At 72.8% G+C, this 15747-nt stretch carries 18 protein-coding genes and 1 tRNA gene; 11 read left to right on the top strand and 8 right to left on the bottom strand.

The annotated features are described in order from the left end of the window. Window positions 1-663, bottom strand: coding sequence for a hypothetical protein (locus ACQPZG_RS24485; RefSeq protein ID WP_433547871.1), 663 nt, complete (start codon window positions 661-663; stop codon window positions 1-3). A 128-nt stretch (window positions 664-791) separates the two neighbouring features. Here ACQPZG_RS24485 and ACQPZG_RS24480 point away from each other — a divergent pair, with 128 nt between their 5' ends. The 3 genes from ACQPZG_RS24480 to ACQPZG_RS24470 all read left to right on the top strand — a co-directional run bounded on the left by ACQPZG_RS24480 (window position 792) and on the right by ACQPZG_RS24470 (window position 3587). Beyond that, window positions 792-1295, top strand: coding sequence for a GNAT family N-acetyltransferase (locus ACQPZG_RS24480; protein WP_433547870.1), 504 nt, complete (start codon window positions 792-794; stop codon window positions 1293-1295). 81 nt (window positions 1296-1376) lie between these two features. Further along, complete coding sequence (locus ACQPZG_RS24475; RefSeq protein WP_433547869.1) at window positions 1377-2732, top strand: peptidoglycan-binding protein; 1356 nt, start codon at window positions 1377-1379, stop codon at window positions 2730-2732. 180 nt (window positions 2733-2912) lie between these two features. Then, a complete protein-coding gene (locus ACQPZG_RS24470; protein WP_433547868.1) occupies window positions 2913-3587 on the top strand; it encodes an HAD-IA family hydrolase in 675 nt (224 codons plus the stop codon). Between the two features lie 153 nt (window positions 3588-3740). Here ACQPZG_RS24470 and ACQPZG_RS24465 read toward each other — a convergent pair whose 3' ends face one another. Both ACQPZG_RS24465 and ACQPZG_RS24460 read right to left on the bottom strand, forming a co-directional pair. After that, complete coding sequence (locus ACQPZG_RS24465) at window positions 3741-4322, bottom strand: TMEM165/GDT1 family protein (protein ID WP_433547867.1); 582 nt, start codon at window positions 4320-4322, stop codon at window positions 3741-3743. Window positions 4323-4529: 207 nt separating this feature from the next. Beyond that, window positions 4530-4778: a hypothetical protein gene (locus ACQPZG_RS24460; RefSeq protein WP_433547866.1), complete on the bottom strand. Its 249-nt coding sequence runs from the start codon at window positions 4776-4778 to the stop codon at window positions 4530-4532. Between the two features lie 253 nt (window positions 4779-5031). Here ACQPZG_RS24460 and ACQPZG_RS24455 point away from each other — a divergent pair, with 253 nt between their 5' ends. The 3 genes from ACQPZG_RS24455 to ACQPZG_RS24445 all read left to right on the top strand — a co-directional run bounded on the left by ACQPZG_RS24455 (window position 5032) and on the right by ACQPZG_RS24445 (window position 8252). Next, entirely contained in the window at window positions 5032-5700 is a 669-nt protein-coding gene (locus ACQPZG_RS24455) for an HNH endonuclease family protein (RefSeq protein ID WP_433547865.1), read from the top strand. Between the two features lie 185 nt (window positions 5701-5885). Continuing rightward, window positions 5886-7562 carry an alkaline phosphatase D family protein gene (locus tag ACQPZG_RS24450; RefSeq protein ID WP_433547864.1) on the top strand — a complete coding sequence of 559 codons (1677 nt, stop codon included), beginning with the start codon at window positions 5886-5888 and terminating at the stop codon, window positions 7560-7562. A gap of 177 nt (window positions 7563-7739) precedes the next feature. After that, the gene (locus ACQPZG_RS24445; RefSeq protein ID WP_433547863.1) at window positions 7740-8252 is read left to right on the top strand and encodes a DoxX family protein; all 513 of its coding nucleotides are present in this window, start codon (window positions 7740-7742) and stop codon (window positions 8250-8252) included. A gap of 172 nt (window positions 8253-8424) precedes the next feature. Here the strand turns inward: ACQPZG_RS24445 and ACQPZG_RS24440 are convergent, their stop codons facing one another. Continuing rightward, window positions 8425-9036 (bottom strand): superoxide dismutase family protein, encoded by a 612-nt coding sequence (locus ACQPZG_RS24440; protein WP_433547862.1) that lies wholly within the window; start codon window positions 9034-9036, stop codon window positions 8425-8427. 349 nt (window positions 9037-9385) lie between these two features. Between ACQPZG_RS24440 and ACQPZG_RS24435 the strand changes: the two genes are divergently transcribed. Further along, a complete protein-coding gene (locus tag ACQPZG_RS24435) occupies window positions 9386-10054 on the top strand; it encodes a DedA family protein (protein ID WP_433547861.1) in 669 nt (222 codons plus the stop codon). Here ACQPZG_RS24435 and ACQPZG_RS24430 read toward each other — a convergent pair. Continuing rightward, window positions 9976-10197, bottom strand: a complete 222-nt coding sequence (locus ACQPZG_RS24430) for a DUF2277 family protein (protein ID WP_433547860.1) — start codon at window positions 10195-10197, stop codon at window positions 9976-9978. The two genes, ACQPZG_RS24435 and ACQPZG_RS24430, sit on opposite strands and share 79 nt — an antisense overlap. A 166-nt stretch (window positions 10198-10363) precedes the next feature. Further along, window positions 10364-10435, bottom strand: a tRNA-Val gene (locus tag ACQPZG_RS24425). Window positions 10436-10684: 249 nt separating this feature from the next. Here ACQPZG_RS24425 and ACQPZG_RS24420 point away from each other — a divergent pair. From ACQPZG_RS24420 to ACQPZG_RS24410, 3 genes are all read left to right on the top strand, one after another. Then, entirely contained in the window at window positions 10685-11446 is a 762-nt protein-coding gene (locus tag ACQPZG_RS24420; RefSeq protein WP_433547859.1) for a DUF4097 family beta strand repeat-containing protein, read from the top strand. Between the two features lie 80 nt (window positions 11447-11526). Next, complete coding sequence (locus ACQPZG_RS24415) at window positions 11527-12990, top strand: hypothetical protein (protein WP_433547858.1); 1464 nt, start codon at window positions 11527-11529, stop codon at window positions 12988-12990. A 47-nt stretch (window positions 12991-13037) separates the two neighbouring features. Then, window positions 13038-13250 carry an FmdB family zinc ribbon protein gene (locus ACQPZG_RS24410; RefSeq protein ID WP_433547857.1) on the top strand — a complete coding sequence of 71 codons (213 nt, stop codon included), beginning with the start codon at window positions 13038-13040 and terminating at the stop codon, window positions 13248-13250. A gap of 94 nt (window positions 13251-13344) precedes the next feature. Here the strand turns inward: ACQPZG_RS24410 and ACQPZG_RS24405 are convergent, their stop codons facing one another. Then, window positions 13345-14004, bottom strand: coding sequence for an O-methyltransferase (locus ACQPZG_RS24405; RefSeq protein ID WP_433547856.1), 660 nt, complete (start codon window positions 14002-14004; stop codon window positions 13345-13347). 198 nt (window positions 14005-14202) lie between these two features. Here ACQPZG_RS24405 and ACQPZG_RS24400 point away from each other — a divergent pair, with 198 nt between their 5' ends. Further along, entirely contained in the window at window positions 14203-14865 is a 663-nt protein-coding gene (locus ACQPZG_RS24400) for a DedA family protein (RefSeq protein ID WP_433547855.1), read from the top strand. Here the strand turns inward: ACQPZG_RS24400 and ACQPZG_RS24395 are convergent. Continuing rightward, the gene (locus tag ACQPZG_RS24395; RefSeq protein ID WP_433549528.1) at window positions 14807-15673 is read right to left on the bottom strand and encodes an HAD family hydrolase; all 867 of its coding nucleotides are present in this window, start codon (window positions 15671-15673) and stop codon (window positions 14807-14809) included. The two genes, ACQPZG_RS24400 and ACQPZG_RS24395, sit on opposite strands and share 59 nt — an antisense overlap. Window positions 15674-15747: the final 74 nt, after the last annotated feature.

Raw genomic sequence — 15747 nt, 5'->3', positions numbered from 1 at the left:
TCAGACTCCACTCCCCTTGGCGTGCCGCCCCATCAGGCGCGGCCGGTTCGAGCCGTGCTTCTCGCCGTGCTGTCCGTCCGCGTGTCGCTCGCCGTCGTGGGCGTGCTTTCCGTGGCCCGTTCCGTGACCGGTGCCGTGCTCGGTGACCAGTTCCTCGAAGAGCGCACGGGCCTCGACGACGGCCTCCCGCATCTCCTCCGTGCCGCCCTCGCCGCGCGCCGCGCGCCGGACCCTGCGGAAGCCTTCGACGTGGCCGGCGTGGTGCACGGACAGGGCGTCCAGCTGCTCGCCCTCGCTCTCCGGGTAGCCCCGGTCGACGGCGACGCGGGACAGCAGCCGGTCGGCGTCCGCGACCGCCTTCTGCGGCGAGTCGACGAACTGCTCCTGCACGCCCGCCCATTGGGCGACGTACGTCTCGTGGCGCTCGCGCGACAGCTCGCGCGGCCGGAAGTCGCCGTGCCGCTTCACCCGTTCCGCCAGCTCGTGCTCGGCGGCCTTGCTGTCGCCGCCGTGCCGCTCCAGCACCCGTTCGTATTCGGGGCCGAACCGCCGCTTCAGGCTCGTGCCGCCCACGCGGCCCCGTCCGGGACCGAGGAAGACGACGGCCGCTGCGACGGCGATCACGACCACCACGATCAACACAATGATCAGGACTGTGGACATGTTCTGCCTTTCCGGTACTTGGTCCGGTGCGCGAGGCCCGGTACGTCATGCCCGACAAGGGCCTCTCGCCCATCGGGTAGCCCGTAAAGCGATGGCCAAACGGTCACCGCACCCTGTACAGAGGCGACATGACCTGGATCATCACCGCCGAACGGCCCGACACCCCCGACGCGACCGCCCTGCGCCGCGACTACTACGACGAGGTCGCCAGCCGCTACTGGAACCGGGCGGCCACCGAGCAGGAGATCGACGAGGGGCTGACCGACGACGGCACCGAGCTGCTCGCCCCGCCGACCGGCGCGTTCTTCGTGGGGTGGTACGCGGGCAAGCCGTCCGGCTGCGCGGGGCTGGTCCTGGTGGACGAGGAACTCGCCGAACTGACAAGGGTGTTCGTCCGTCCGGAGGCACGCGGTACGGGCGGCGGCGGCCTGCTGCTGGAGGCCGTCGAGGCGGCGGCACGGGCGTACGGCGTACGGCGTATCCAACTCGACACCCGCAACGACCTGGTGGAGGCGCGGGGCCTGTACGTCAAGCACGGCTACCGCGAGGCCCCCGCGCACAATGCGGCGCAGTACGCCGAGCACTGGTACGTCAAGGACCTCGCCCCTGTCGAGACCCCTGCCGGACACTGACGCCCCGCTCCCCGCCCCTGCCCGTCGGGCCCCCGCTCCCGGGTCTGCATAATCGCTGGCAGTTTCGAGGGAGGGGACGCCATGGAAAACGGACACCCATGTCCGGAATGCGGTACGGAGCGGGCGGCACCGGACGGAAACAGACCGGGCCCCGGCGGACCCGTCTGCGACTGCGCCCGCCGCGCCGCCGACGCACACCACGCCGGGCGCACGGCGGACCTGGCCGACGCGGAGGACTTCAACCCGCTCCGCATCCGCCCCTACGTCAACCTGGCCCACCCGCAGGACGAGCCGCCACCGCGGGATGCCGCGGGCCCGGCGATACCGCTGGGCGACGCGGGCCGGGGCGACCCGCACGGGCGGGCGACCTCGCACGGGCGGGCGACCCCGTACGACTCCGCGGCCCGCGCCCCGGCACCCGACGAGTCCGGGGCTTCCGGGGCTTCCGGGGCTTCCGACGCCGCGGACACGATGCCGTTGCGCGCGGTTGCCGCCGGTGGAGGCCCGTACGCCCCCGGCCACGAAGCGGGCACGGACCACGCCGGAAACCCGAACGTCCCCCTCGACGAAGCGGGCACCGGCGCGGCCCGCCCTCCGTACGCCCCGGGGCCCGGCCCGTTCCCCCCGCCACCCTCCGCCGCCTCCGACGATCCCGGCGCGTACGCCCCCGCTGCCTCCGACGGTCCCAGCACGTACGGCTCCGGACCCCCAGACGGTCCCGGCACGTACTACGCCGGACCCCCTGACGGTCCCGGCACGTACGCCCCCGCGGCCCCCGCCGCCTCCGGCGCGTACGCCGCCGGCGGCAGGTCCGGGGCCCGCTCCGGGCGCGGCACCCGTACCGTCCTCCTCGCGGCCGCCGCGGCCGTGGTCGTGACGGCCGGGGCCGCCTACGCCGCGGGTGTCTTCGACAGCGGCCCGGACGCCACCCGGGCCCTGCCCGCGGCCTCGCCCAGTTCCGCGGCGACGCTGCTCGTCGAGTCCGCCGCCGGCCCGTCCCCGACGGGGCCCGTGTCCCCCTCCACGACCGCGACCGTCGTCCGGACCCGCAGCGCCCTGCCCACGCCGACCAGTGCGTCCCGCTCCGCGACTCCGACGCCGACGCCGACACCGCCGCTGTCCGCCTCCCCCACGGCACCTCCGTCGCACGCCCCCAGCCCTCCGCCGCCTGCCGCGTCGACATCTGCGAAGCCGCCGGAGGACGCGGCGCCGCCCGCTTCCCTCGCGAGAGGTGCCCGGGGCCCCGAGGTACGGGAGCTCCAGGGCCGGCTGTCCCAGCTGTGGCTCTACTTCGGCCCGCGGAACGGCCGCTACGACTCCGGCGTGGAGGACGCCGTGACGAACTTCCAGCGCTACCAGGACATCGACGGCGACCCCGAGGGCGTCTACGGCCCCGCCACCCGCGCCGCCCTGGAGGCCAGGACCGACGCGCCGTAGCCGTGCCGACGGGGGCCGGGGTGGCGCGAGCCCGCCCTCTTTTGTATCGTGTAAGAACAAAGTGGTTCCGTCCGCGTACCCTGACCGGTGGACGGAACCGCTTGTTTTCTTTTTCCGCGCCGCGCGCCCGCGCCCCGCGCAGGCACCGCGCGCCCGCCCCCAGCGCTCTGGAGTCCGTACATGACGGCCACCCCCGCCCAGCCCACCGTTCTGCCCTTCAAGGCACTCCTCCTGGACATGGACGGCACGCTCGTCAACTCCGACGCGGTGGTCGAGCGCTGCTGGCGCGAGTGGGCGCTCGACCACGGCCTGGACCCGGACGAGGCGCTCAAGGTCGTCCACGGACGGCAGGGGTACGCGACGATGGCGGTTCTCCTCCCGGACCGGCCCATGGAGCAGAACCACGCCGACAACAAGGCCATGCTGGCCAAGGAGACCGCCGACACCGAGGGCGTCGTCCCGGTCCCCGGCGCGCCCGAGTTCATGGCGGCGCTGGCCCGCCTGCCGCACGCCCTGGTCACCTCGGCCGACGAGAAGCTGGCGCAGGCCCGGATGAGCGCCGCCGCGCTGCCGATGCCCCGCACCCGGATCACCGCCGAGTTGGTCTCCGCGAGCAAGCCGGACCCGGAGGGCTTCCTCAAGGGCGCGGCCGAGCTGGGCTTCGACGCGTCGGACTGCATCGTCTTCGAGGACTCCGGGGCGGGCATCGCGGCGGGCCGGGCGGCGGGGATGCGGGTGCTGGGCGTCGGCCCGCGCGCGGGCGCCCACGACCCGACGGTGCTCGTGCGGGACCTGACGCAGGTTCGCGTCGTCACCGCCGAGGACGGCACCACGGCCCTGCACGTCACGGCCTGAGCCCTCGCCCGGCGCATTCCGCGCACCCGGTGCTCCGCCGCCCGCCCGGCGCTTCTCCGTGCGCCTGGCGTTTTTCCGTACGTACGCGGAGGGGGCGGCCCGCGGTTCTCGCCGCGGGCCGCCCCCTCCGCGTGTCCGTGACGCGGCCCGGCCTCAGCCCGAGACCGCCTCGTACAGACTGAAGGCCGCCAGTGCCAGCATCAGGCAGGCGGCCACCTTGGTGATCAGCCGCAGCGGCACCCGCTTCATCAGCGCCTGCCCGCCCACGATGCCGAGCCCCGCCACCGCCCACAGCGCGAGGACCGCGCCGATGCCGACGGAGACCGGGTTCTCGTAGCGTGCGGCCAGCGTGGCCGTCATGATCTGCGTGAGGTCGCCGAACTCCGCGACCAGGATGAGCATGAATCCCGCGCCGGAGACCTTCCAGAAGGACTGGTCCTGCGGCGGCTTGATCTCTTCCTCGCCGTCGTCCTTCTTGAACAGGAGCACCATGGCTCCCGCCAGGAACAGGAGGCCCACCACGGTCTGCACGATCCACTGGGGCAGCAGGGTCAGGACGCTGCCCGCCGCGATGGCGATGCAGACGTGCACGAGGAAGGCGGCGGCGACGCCCGCGAAGACGTAGCTCGCGCGGTAGCGGGTGCCGAGCATCAGCCCGGCGAGGGCGGTCTTGTCGGGGAGTTCGGCCAGGAACACGGTCCCGAAGGTGATGGCCATGACGGTGAAGCTGAACACGGGCGGCGGCTTCCTCAATCGGTCGGGCTGTCCGCACCGAGAGAACCGCCTGTTTCCGGGGTCGCTTCGGCACGGCAGCGTCGTCGAATACAACAAACACTGCGGCCGAAGGTCTCGCTGGCCGACGCGCTGACACGGTGGTGTCGGCGCGGGCCTCCGGGCGCCGGCTGAGCGAACTCAGCAGTATGTCGACGGTCCGGCGAAGAGCTACTCCCCTTCTGCGCGTCCCAGGGTACGGGACGTCCGCGCCGACAGGGCCATCGCGGCGACCACGGCCACCACGGCGACCACGGCGACCACGGCCACCACGACGAGTACGGCCACCACGGCCACCACGGTGAGCAGAGCAGCCAGAGCGAGCAGCACGGCGAGCACGGCGGCCGGGGCGAGCACAGCGACCGGGGCGAGCAGGGGGGTTCTCGACGGCAGCAGGCGGGAAACCGCCGGGGCGATCACCGCGCCACCCCGAGCAGCCCACCCCCTTGCCTCGCTCCCATCTCCTTACCCTCCCCCGGGGCTCAACTCTCCTTTGTGGGCGTCCCGTGATGAATCGTCGGAACCCCGTGAACACCTTGATATGACGTGCCCATGACGTCACTCTGTTACCTGGCGCACGCCTCCCGGAAACCCGGCGCCGCCACGATGGCCGTGCCGTGCGGGAGTTGATGGGACGCGCGGCTCAACTTCCCCCCACAACACGGGAGTTCGTATGTCACGCCACGCCTTCGCCCGCACCGCGAGTTTCTACGCGCGTCGCGCCGCCGTCGCCGCCGGAGCCACCACCCTCGCCGCCGTCGGCCTGCTCGCCACGTCTTCCAGCGCGGTGGCCGCGCCGCCCCCGCCCGTCGACGCGAGCGCCGCGCGCACCTACCTCGCCGCCCTGACCGTGCAGGCGGAAGGCACATCGGACGGATACAGCCGGGAGAAGTTCCCGCACTGGAGCACCCAGTCCGGCGCCTGCAACACCCGCGAGGTCGTCCTCAAGCGTGACGGCAGGAACGTCCAGCAGGACTCCAAGTGCGCTGCGGTGAGCGGCAGTTGGTACTCCGAGTTCGACGGCGCCACCTGGACCGCGGCCTCCGACGTGGACATCGACCACATGGTCCCGCTCGCCGAGGCGTGGCGCTCGGGCGCGAGGAACTGGACGACCGCCGACCGCCAGGCCTTCGCCAACGACCTGGCCCGCCCGCAGCTCATCGCCGTCACCGACAACGTGAACCAGGCGAAGGGCGACAAGGACCCGGCCAGGTGGCTGCCGCCGCGGACCGCGTACACCTGCACGTACGTCCGGATGTGGGTGCACGTGAAGCACCACTGGAAGCTGTCGGTCGACCAGGCCGAGAAGACCGCCCTGCAAGGCGCCCTCAAGAACTGCTGAGCCGCACGACACCCCGCACGACCCCACGGAGCGGCCCCGCCGGGAGCCGGTGGGGCACGCGCGGCCGGCGCGGCCGCGGGATCGAAGTCAATGGGAAGTTGACGCGCGGAACTCCCCCGCCCACCCCTGTCGTTCCGTACCCTACGGGGCCGTGGCCCCGCACGGGGGACGACGGAGGAGGGCACATGACCGGGCTGCGGCTGGGACCAGTACTGCGGTACGTCGACTGGGAGAACGGTGACACCGCGACCGTCTGGGTAGAGACGGAACGGCCCTGCACCGCCGAGGTCGTCTGCGAGGGCGGCGGCGGGGGCAGCGCGGAGACGTTCCAGGTGGCCGGGCACCACTACGCGCTGATCGTGGTCACCGGGCTGCGACCTGGCACGTCGACGCCGTACGAGGTGCGGCTCGGTGCCGACACGGTGTGGCCGCCGCCGGATTCCGGTTTCCCGCCGAGCACCATCGACACGCCGCTCCCCGGTGCGGACTCGGCGGTGCTCACGTTCGGTTCGTGCCGGTGGGCGGCCCCCGCCGAGGACTCGAAGGACCCGGCGGGCCCGGACGCGCTGGACACGCTCTCGGCGCGCATCGCCCGCGACCCCGACGGCGAGCGGCCGGACGCCCTGCTCCTGCTGGGCGACCAGGTGTACGCGGACGAGATCTCCAAGGCCACCCGCCGCTGGCTGGCCGCCCGACGCGACCTGCGCGAGCCGCCGGGCGTGGAGGTCGCGGACTACGAGGAGTACACCCGCCTCTACTACGAGTCCTGGCTCGACCCGGGCGTCCGCTGGCTGCTGTCCACCGTTCCCACCTGCATGATCTTCGACGACCACGACGTCATCGACGACTGGAACACCAGCGCCGCCTGGGTCGCCGACATGCGGGCCACCCCGTGGTGGCGCGAGCGCATTCTCAGCGGCCTGATGTCGTACTGGGTCTACCAGCACCTGGGCAACCTCTCTCCCGAGGACCTGGCCGCGGACGAGCTGTACGCGCAGGTGCGCGCCGCCGCGGACGGGACGGAGATCCTGCGCGAGTTCGCTGACCGGGCCGACCAGGACCCCGTCTCCGTGCGCTGGAGCTACCGGCGCGACTTCGGATCCGTACGGCTACTCATGGTGGACACCCGGGCCGCACGCGTGCTGGAGGAGGGGTCGCGGGCGATGCTCGACGAGGACGAGGCGCGCTGGCTCGCCGACCAGGTGCTGGACGACTCGCGGCGCTGCGACCACCTGCTGATCGGCACTTCGCTGCCCTGGCTGCTGCCGCCGCTGATCCACGACGCGGAGGCGTGGAACGCCGCGCTCGCGGCAGGGCTGCGGGGCCCGCGCTGGGCCAGGTTCGCCGAGGACCTGCGCAGGCGCTCGGACCTGGAGCACTGGGCGGCCTTCCCCGAGTCGTTCGCGCGCATGGCCCGGCTGATCGCGGAGGTGGGCAGCGGTCCGAACGCCCCGGCCACGGTGTGCGTGCTGTCGGGCGACGTCCACCACGCGTACGTCGCCGAGCCCACCGAGTGGCCGGCCGACGCGACACCGGCCACCGCGAGGGTCCTCCAGCTGACCTGCTCACCGGTGCACAACGGCATCCCGTCCTCGATCAAACTCGGATTCCGCTTCGGCTGGAGCGCGACCGGCAGGCGGCTGGGGCGACGGCTGGCCCGGCACGGCCGGCTGGGCGAGCCGCTGCTGCGGTGGCGACGGACGGGCGGGCCGTGGTTCGGGAACCAGCTGATGACCCTGACGATGCGCGGACGCGCGGCACGGCTGCGACTGGACCAGGCACAGCGGCTGCGCGGCGGACAGCAGGGCAGCGGCAAGGCCCGCCTCACCACCGTCATGACCACAGATCTGACACAGGAATGACACAAAGAGGGCAACTACCGTAAGAGAAGCGCCACTTGGGAGTGAAATTCGGCCATGACCAGAAAGTTGAACTTGCAAGCACAGTGAGGCTTACCTAACCTCCTGGCAACGCACGTCCCTTCGAGCTGCGTACCCACCAGGCCCTCCCCAGGCCTCCACCGAGGAGTCCCCACACCCATGACTGCCCCCTCCACGCCCGCCTCCCCCTCCGGCCCCCCAGCGTCGTCCGGCCTCTCCGCACGGCTGACGGAGGCCGGGCCGTACGCGCTGGCCCTCTTCCGCTTCGTCACCGGTCTGCTCTTCGCCTGCCACGGCGCCGCCTCGCTCTTCGGGGTGCTGGGCGGTGCGGGCGGCACCGGCGGCACGGTGCCCGCCGGATCCTGGCCGGGATGGTACGCAGCGGTGATCCAACTGGTCGGCGGCACGCTGGTGGCCCTCGGCCTGTTCACCAGGACGGCGGCCTTGATCTCCTCCGGCTCCATGGCGTACGCGTACTTCGTGATGCACCAGCCGGAGGCACTGTGGCCGCTGGAGAACGGCGGCGAAGCGTCCGCGATGTTCTGCTGGTCGTTCCTGCTGCTGATCTTCACCGGACCCGGCGCGGTCGCGGTGGACCGCCTCCTGACGTCCCGCCGTACGCGGCCGGCCGCATCCCAGGAGGAGCCGCGCACCCCGGCGGCGGCCGCCTGAGCCCGTACGGCCTCGCCACGGGCCGCGGTGGCACGCGTGCGGACCGATCCCGCTCGACGGTCCGCACGCCCCTCCCGCGCACTGCCTCACGCCTGGTACCTCACGCGCGGCACCTCCCGCACGCCCCTCCCACGGCACCTCACGCCGCTGCCTCACGCGCGGTGCCGACGGCTCACCCGACGCCCGTCCGGAACCGGCCGAACGGCACCGTGAAGCAGCCGACGCGCTCGCCCGCGCCGCCCTGCTCGCGGTGCAGGACCACCGAGCCCGCGGCGCCCGCCGGCAGGCCCCAGGCGTGATGGGCGCTCGCCTCGGCGCTGCCGGACCGGTCGGTGGTGAAGTCGAGCCAGACCTCGTTGTGGGCGTTCACCTGCCGGGGGTCCTTCACGTGCTGGTAGTGCTTGCCCGCGGCCTCCGGGTCGGCGCCGCACGGCTTCTCGTGCACGTGCATCCCGAACGCGTGCCCCGGCGCGAGGCCCTTCACCCGCACGGCGACTGTCGTCCCCCTGCGGTCGACCTTCTGCTGGATCCGTATCCAGCCTCCGACCGGAACCAGCCGCGGCTCGTACGTCACGGCCGCGGGCGTGCGGCCGGCCGAAGCGGGGGCGAAACGTCCCCCGACCGTGAGCCCCGTGCCGTCGCCGCCACGACCGCCCACGAGGTCCCCCGCGGATGCGGGTCCGGCCGTGACCAAGGTCCCGGCGAGCAGCGCGGCGGTCGCCAGCGCCACCGGACGCAACGGCCCCGTCCGCACCCGCTTCTGCCACGGATTCCGACCTGCCATGGTGACTCCTCCGGGGTGAACCCCCTGATTTCCGGGCCGTCCCCGCCTGCCGGATGCGGGCCGTCCCCGCGCCCTGTGCCTGCGCGGCGTCGCGCGTCCCTCCCCCGGATCACACTCCGCGCACCCCGTACCGCCGTCGCCTCCGATGCGGCAGTCGGGTGAACGCCCACCCGGCGGGGCCCGCCCCCGGGCGAAGGCGGCCACACCCCACGACGTGATCTCCCCGACATCAGCCGCCCCACGGGCAACCGGACGTCACGTCAGGCGTAGGCTGGACCGCTGTTAAGCCGCCCCTGCCGCTCCCCTCGCGACGTCGCGGCGTTGATCCTGACCCACCGGGGAGTTCGCAGTGCTGGAGAGCCTTGGGGCGCTGACCGCAGGACCATGGATATACGCGGTCATCGGCGTCTCGATCGTGCTGGACGTGTTCCTGCCGATCCTGCCGAGCGGCGTACTGGTGATCACCGCGTCCACCGCCGCGGCGGCGGGCGCGACCAACGCGGCCGTCCCGGACTCCTTCGCGCAGGACCTGCCCGACCTGCTCCTGCTCGCCCTGTGCGCGGCGACCGCCTCCCTGCTCGGTGACGTGGCGGCCTACCGGCTGGCCTGGCGCGGCGGGGCACGTCTGGACCGGGCCATCGCGCGCTCCCGTCGGCTGACCAGCGCGCAGGAACGACTGGGCACCGCGCTCAGCAGAGGCGGCGGCATCCTGGTCGTCATCGCCCGCTTCGCACCGGCCGGCCGCTCCGTGGTCTCACTGGGCGCGGGCGCGGCGCACCGCCGGGCGAAGGAGTTCGTCCCGTGGTCGGCGCTGGCGGGAGTCGCCTGGGCTGTCTACAGCGTGGGGCTCGGCTACTTCGGCGGCCAGTGGCTGGGATCGAGCTGGCTGAGCACCGGCCTGTCCGTGCTGGCCCTGTTCGTCGCGGGAGCCGTCGCGGCCTACGTGGTCCGCCGCCCCCGCACCTCCAGGCCCGCCAGCAGCCTCGCCGACGCCTCGGCCACCTCCCTCACGGCCTGATCGAACACCTCCTGGTTGTGCGCGGCGGGCGCGCGGAACCCGGAGATCTTCCGTACGTACTGGAGCGCTGCGGCGGCGATCTCCTCCTCCGTGGCCTCTTCGGGAATGGCGGGCGGTCTGAGCGTCCTGATGCTGCGGCACATACGGACAACGGTAGCCAGCCGCACTGACAACGGCCCCCGCACAGCCGGAACCGCGTTCCGCGAGCGCCCGCCCCTCCGCCCGGAGCGCCGCAGGAGTCGGCGCGCACGCCGAAGGCCCTGGCCGAGCGAGTAGACGCTCGGCCAGGGCCTTCAAGGGTTCTTCCGGTGGGCGCGGACGGTTTCGAACCGCCGACATCCGCCTTGTAAGGGCGGCGCTCTACCCCTGAGCTACGCGCCCGGCATGAGGCAACAGCGTACATGGCCAGGTGGGCTGCTTCGCAATCCGATCCCGGGGCGGTCCGGGGAGGGTGCGATGAGCTCGGGCGGGAGGCCGGAGCCGCTGCGAGCGGCCGGCCGGAAGCCCGCGGCGGGGTACCGGGGGGTTACCCCCACCTCCGATGCGGTGGGCCGCCGGATCGTACGCACACCGTCCCCGTTCCTATCGTGGAGGCCTACAGGACGCACACCAACAGGGGGAACGATCACCATGGCCGTCAAGAAGACCCGCGCCTTCCTCGCCGTCGGCGGCGCCGCCCTCCTCGCCGTCGTCGCCACCGGCTGCAGCAGCGCGGATGCCTCCCAGGCCCCGGTGGACAGGAAGTCGTTCCCGCTGAGCGGCAAAACCCTGACCGTCGTCACGGACGACTCCCGCCTGGAACTCGTACCCGCCGACGTCAAGGACGTACAGGTCGAGCGACAGGTCGACGGGTGGGTGTTCCTGGGCAGCGGACCCGACCCGGTCTGGGAGATGAAGGGCGACAAGCTCACCCTGACGGTCAACTGCGAGGGCCTCTCGCAGGACTGCACCGCCCGGCACAGCCTGAAGGTGCCGCGCGGCGTCGCGGTGACCGTGAACGACGACAACGGCAGCGTGCACGCCAGCGGGTTCGACACCGACATGCGGATCAGGTCCGACAACGGGGCCGTGATCCTGAAGGACATGAGCGGCGACCTGCGTCTGGAGAGCGACAACGGCAAGATCGAGGGCGAGGGACTCTCCGGGAAGTCGGTGACCGCCAAGTCCGACAACGGGCGGATCGAACTGGGCTTCACCGCCGTCCCGGACCTGGTGGAGGGTGTCAGCGACAACGGGGCCGTCCACCTCACCCTGCCGAAGTCGCCGTACAAGGTCGACGCGTCGAGCGACAACGGCGACGTGCGGGTGGACGTCCCGAAGGCCGACAGCAGCACCCACGTGGTCAAGGCCCGCAGCGACAACGGCGAAGTCACTGTGCAAAGCGCGAACTAACCGGCCCGTGTGTTCGTCATTACCTGGTGGGAGAATGAATCAGCCGGGTCGGACAGGCGAACACAGCACGGGAGAGGGATGTGACGGCGATCCACGCGCAGCCGCACACGCAGCGAGTACGCCGTCGGGCCGAGCGTCGCCCGGAACCTGAATCCCGTCCGGGGCGACGGGAGCCGGGCTCCCGCCGGGAGACACGCGCCCTTCGGAGCAGAGGGGCCCTCCGCGACGCGCTGACGCTCGCGCTCCTGCCGCTTCCGCTCCTCGCGCTCACCGTCTCCGCCGCACCGCTCGCCTTCACGGGCGGAGGCACCCGGCGGTGGTTCGGCGGGCGCAACGAGAGCGCGCGGGCCGACGCGCAGGCGGCGAAGGACGCCGCGGCGGCGGCCTTCTACGAGCTGGACACGGCACAGCGCGACCTGCGGATCTCCATCGAGACGATCTCCGCGGTCGACAGCTCCGCCGGCGCGCAGCGCACGGCGCAGCAGTTCGCCGCACTCGGGCAGCGCATCGACGAGGCCAGCCACGCCTACATCACCGCCGTCGACACCCACGACCTGGAGCGCGACGACCTCGACGCGGGCGAGGCGTCGCACGCCAGAACCGAGCTGGGCAAGGCCAAGGACGAGCTGGTACGGGTCAAGGGCGAGCTCGACCGCTTCCAGCAGGGGCTCGGGCCGCTGCTCGACAAGGCGGAGACGCAGCTCGCGCGGCTCGCCCCGGCGGTGGAGCGGGCCCGGCAGGGCCTGCTCGCCGCGAGCAACGCGCTGGACGCCGTACGGGCGGCCGGCCTGCGCGCGGACGACCTCGCCGCCCGGCTCGCGGCGCTCGCCCCCGAGCTGACCAAGCTGAACCAGGGCGCGGGCCAGCACGGCGTGCCGGAGACCCTGGCGCGCGCCGAGCACGTACAGCGGGACGCGGAGGCGGTACGGGCCGAGGCGGTACGGCTGCCCGAGCGGGCGGCGGAGATCGACAAGCGTCTGGTGTCGCTCCGTACCCGGGCGCAGGCCCTGACCACCCGGGCCGGCAAGGTCGATCCGGTGCTGAGCGAACTGCGGCGGCGGTTCACCGCCGCCTGCTGGCAGGACCTCCAGCAGGTCCCGGACCAGGCCGCGGACAATGTGCGCCTGGCGGAGGAACGCCTCAAGGAAGCCGCACAGGCCCGCGCCGAACAGCGCTGGCCGGACGCCACGTCGCTCCTCAGTACCGTCCGGGCCCTCCTCAACGGCACGGACGAGGCCGTCTCCGCGGCGGGCGACCGTCTCCAGCGCCTCGACGCGGTCGCCAAGGACCCGCAGCAGGAGATACAGCGCACCCGTTTCGCGATCCGCGACGCCCAGCGCCTCGCGATGGCGGGACGCAACACCCCCGACCCCCGGCACGCCCGGCCGCTGGACGACGCGGTGGCCCGCCTGGAGCGCGCCACCGCCGCCCTGGAGGGACGCCACCCCGACTACTGGCACTTCCTCACCGAGACGGAGGCGGTGCGTCGCACGGTGTCCCGTGTCGTGTCGGAGATCCGCGAGGAGCGGGGCGCGGGGGCCTGACCGAGGGACCGCTCCCGGCGGGCCGCCGCTGCCCTTAGCCTGTTCCCATGCCCCGATACGAGTACCGCTGCCGCTCCTGCGGCACCACCTTCGAAGTGTCCCGTCCCATGGCCGAGTCGTCCGCCCCGGCCGCCTGCCCGGAGGGGCACGAGGACACGGTCAAGCTGCTGTCCGCCGTGGCCGTCGGCGGGACCGCCGCCGCCGCGGGCCCGGCGCCCTCGGGCGGGGGCGGTTGCTGCGGCGGCGGTGGCTGCGGCTGACCCCCCTCCTGCGCCCGCTGCGGATCCGTCTCCCTGTGCGCGCGAGAGCGTGAGGGCGTGAGGCGGATCGCGGCGGAAGCGTGAGGCCGTCCGTTCACCGTTTGCGCGAGAGCGTGATGCCGTCCGACACCGGCAGCATCACGCTCTCCGTCCGCCTGTCCGCCGCCACGTGCGCGTTGAACTCCTTGATGGCCGCCCCGTCCCCGGTCGCGGCCGGGTCGACGACCGCACCGCCGTACAGCACGTTGTCGCTGACGATCATCCCGCCCTGCCGCAACCGGGGCACCAACTCCTCCCAGTACGCGAGGTAGTTGCCCTTGTCGGCGTCGAGGTAGGCGAGGTCGATGTGCGGCTCCTCCGGCATCGCCCGCAGGGTGTCCAGGGCGGGTGCGATGCGCAGCTCGATCCGGTCCGCGACCCCCGCCGCGGCCCACGCCTCGCGGCCGTACGCCGTCCACTCCTGGGACACGTCGCAGGCGATCAGCCTGCCGTCCTGCGGCAGCGCCTGCGCCATCGCCAGGGCCGAGAAACCGGTGAAGGTCCCGACCTCGACGACGTGACGCGCACCGGTCAGCCGCACCAGGAAGGCGAGCAACGGCCCCTGTTCCTCGGCGGACTGCATCATCGCGGAGTCCGGGAAGCGCTCCCAGGTCGTCCTGATCAGCTCCCGCTGCACCGCGTCCACCGGCGGATTGTGCGCGAGGACGTAGGCGTACAGCTCGTCGGTCATCTTCGTGGTGTTGCCCTTGCTCATGCGCTGCTCCCCACCTGCCTGAGTACGGCCTCGTACCTGAGTACGGCCTGAACCCGGCGACTGTATCCACTGACTTCGCCCGGGAACGGGCTTGTTGCGGACGGCGTGGGCGTGTTGCTCGTCCGGGAGCGGACGAGCACCCCCGCGCGGCGGCCTTCTTCAGTGTGCGTTCAGGGACGGGCCTCTAGCGTGGAACGCATGATCGAAACCAGCGCGAGCAGCGCACCCCAGTGGATCAACAGCCTCATGGACACCATGGGTGCTCCCGGCGCCGGTCTTGCCATCGCCCTGGAGAACCTCTTCCCGCCGCTGCCGAGCGAAGTGATCCTGCCGCTGGCCGGCTTCTCGGCGGGAACGGGACAAATGAGCCTGTGGGCCGCCCTGTTGTGGACGACGGCGGGTTCGGTGATCGGGGCGCTCGCGCTGTACGGAGTGGGTGCCCTGCTGGGGCGCGACAGGACGGTGGCGATAGCGGGGAGGATCCCGCTGGTGAAGGTCTCCGACATCGAACGGACCGAGGCGTGGTTCGCCAAGCACGGCACGAAGGCGGTGCTCTTCGGGCGGATGATTCCGCTCTTCCGCAGCTTCATCTCCGTGCCGGCGGGCATCGAGCGCATGCCGCTGCCGGTGTTCCTGGGGCTCACCACGCTGGGCAGCGCGGTGTGGAACACCGTGTTCGTGATGGCCGGATATCTGCTGGGGGACAACTGGGCGGAGGTCTCGGGCTACGTCTCGGTGTACTCCAAGGTGGTGCTGGCCGTGGCGGTGCTCGCCGTGGCGGGCTTCGTGGCCGCCCGCGTCGTCAAGACGAAGAGGAAGCGACGGCAGTCGTGTCCCGGGTCCGGGCGGACGCACGGATGAACTGCCGCAGGATCTCCTCCCCCGCCGCGATCCCGTTCTCGGCGAGGGCGGTGACCTGCGGGGCGCTCCAGCCGGAGTCGGCGAGTTCGCCGTGGCCGGGGCGCCAGCCCCGGTCGGCGGCGAGCAGGAGGTCCGCGTCGAGGAGGGAGTCACCGGCGGCGAGAGTGAACGCGGCCCCGGTGCGGCGGGCGACCTCGCGGACGGCCGCGCTCTTGGTGAGCGGGTCGGGCACGACGTAGATCTTGCGGCCCTGGAGGGAGACGTTCCAGCCGCGTGGCGCGGCCCAGGCGGCGAGTTCCTTCACCCAGCCGTCCGGGAGCAGGGCCCGTTCGACGACGAGATAGGCGAAGAGGTCCTCGGCGACCCTGTCCTTAAGCAGCCAGGCGGGGTCGGCACTGCGGGCCAGGTGGGCGCGGATCTCGGCCAGGGGAACGCACTCGTCGGCGAGCCGACGGGCCACCTGTCGCCGCCAGTCCGGATCGGAGACCCCGTCGACGAGGAGGTGCCCGCCGTTGGCGCAGATCGCGAACTCCGGCGCCGGGCCGGGCAGGTGGATGCGGTGGTACTGCTCGCGGGTGCGGGTCGTGGTGGGGACGAAGAGGGTGCCGGGGGTTGCCGAAGCGAGTTGGACGAGCAGCTCGGCGGCGCTCTCGGTGACGTACGAGAGCGGCTTCGAGTCGTACACCTCCACGCACAGCAGGCGCGGGGCCTCGGCGTCGGGCATGCGCAGGCCGAGCGCGGCGGAGGAATAGATCAGGGTGCGGTCGAGGTCGCTGGCGACGAGAACGGGGCCGACGGGGACGGGCACCGGCACGGTCCGGGGGGCGTCGGCGGGCCGCCGAGCGGTCGCGGGGGCCGGGGGCGTGCGGTCGCGGGGAGTGG

The organism is Streptomyces sp. CA-294286, from assembly GCF_050947155.1.
Lineage (GTDB): Bacteria > Actinomycetota > Actinomycetes > Streptomycetales > Streptomycetaceae > Streptomyces.
This window is presented reverse-complemented; position numbering and strand designations above follow the sequence as displayed.

Excerpts from the sequence above, each read along its gene's own strand:
- ACQPZG_RS24405 (WP_433547856.1), bottom strand. The coding sequence starts at position 14,004 with ATGAGCAAGGGCAACACCACGAAGATGACCGACGAGCTGTACGCCTAC.
- ACQPZG_RS24420 (WP_433547859.1), top strand. The coding sequence starts at position 10,685 with ATGGCCGTCAAGAAGACCCGCGCCTTCCTCGCCGTCGGCGGCGCCGCC.
- ACQPZG_RS24440 (WP_433547862.1), bottom strand. The coding sequence starts at position 9,036 with ATGGCAGGTCGGAATCCGTGGCAGAAGCGGGTGCGGACGGGGCCGTTG.
- ACQPZG_RS24455 (WP_433547865.1), top strand. The coding sequence starts at position 5,032 with ATGTCACGCCACGCCTTCGCCCGCACCGCGAGTTTCTACGCGCGTCGC.
- ACQPZG_RS24410 (WP_433547857.1), top strand. The coding sequence starts at position 13,038 with ATGCCCCGATACGAGTACCGCTGCCGCTCCTGCGGCACCACCTTCGAA.
- ACQPZG_RS24475 (WP_433547869.1), top strand. The coding sequence starts at position 1,377 with ATGGAAAACGGACACCCATGTCCGGAATGCGGTACGGAGCGGGCGGCA.
- ACQPZG_RS24445 (WP_433547863.1), top strand. The coding sequence starts at position 7,740 with ATGACTGCCCCCTCCACGCCCGCCTCCCCCTCCGGCCCCCCAGCGTCG.
- ACQPZG_RS24480 (WP_433547870.1), top strand. The coding sequence starts at position 792 with ATGACCTGGATCATCACCGCCGAACGGCCCGACACCCCCGACGCGACC.
- ACQPZG_RS24450 (WP_433547864.1), top strand. The coding sequence starts at position 5,886 with ATGACCGGGCTGCGGCTGGGACCAGTACTGCGGTACGTCGACTGGGAG.
- ACQPZG_RS24400 (WP_433547855.1), top strand. The coding sequence starts at position 14,203 with ATGATCGAAACCAGCGCGAGCAGCGCACCCCAGTGGATCAACAGCCTC.
- ACQPZG_RS24430 (WP_433547860.1), bottom strand. The coding sequence starts at position 10,197 with ATGTGCCGCAGCATCAGGACGCTCAGACCGCCCGCCATTCCCGAAGAG.
- ACQPZG_RS24485 (WP_433547871.1), bottom strand. The coding sequence starts at position 663 with ATGTCCACAGTCCTGATCATTGTGTTGATCGTGGTGGTCGTGATCGCC.
- ACQPZG_RS24470 (WP_433547868.1), top strand. The coding sequence starts at position 2,913 with ATGACGGCCACCCCCGCCCAGCCCACCGTTCTGCCCTTCAAGGCACTC.